This is a genomic window from Bacillus sp. AFS001701 (genome assembly GCF_002559405.1).
Taxonomy (GTDB): domain Bacteria; phylum Bacillota; class Bacilli; order Bacillales; family Bacillaceae_G; genus Gottfriedia.
The window spans coordinates 1-419 of the sequence record NZ_NTZO01000795.1 but is presented as its reverse complement, the minus strand read 5'-3'; the positions used below and the strand labels follow the sequence as shown (position 1 = coordinate 419).

Genomic DNA, 419 nt, shown 5'->3' with positions numbered 1-419 from the left:
ACTAATAGGATCCCACTAAATAATGAAAGAGTTATATCTTTTTTATTAAATATTTCTTTTTTAGCCAACCCTGAAAAATACCAAACAGAAAATAAAAAAATACTTGCGAAAACACATCTAATAAAAACTAAATCAATGGCTTTAAGGCCTGTTTTAGGAGCGACGAAACCTACAGTGCCAAAAGTAGCCATTGCAATAATGATACTAATTGTCGCCTTTTTATTTACTGCCAAATTCCCCAATATGTATCACATCCATTTCATGCGTAATTTCAATATTCTGTCAAATAAGTATATACTAAACTTTAGTGTTATTTCAATCGAATTAATCATGGAAAAAGAAATACCTAACTCATAGGGTATTCTTGAGTAAGAAAAATTCAATAAGAAGAGATTTACTGGGTTCATGAGGAAGTAAAA

The 419-nt window shown here is 29.6% G+C and carries 1 protein-coding gene; it reads left to right on the top strand.

Translation table 11 applies throughout. From position 1 onward, the window contains the following. Positions 1-357 (top strand): hypothetical protein (locus CN514_RS26135; protein WP_176526095.1); only part of this gene is annotated, 357 nt, incomplete at its 5' end. Between the last annotated feature and the right edge of the window lie 62 nt (positions 358-419).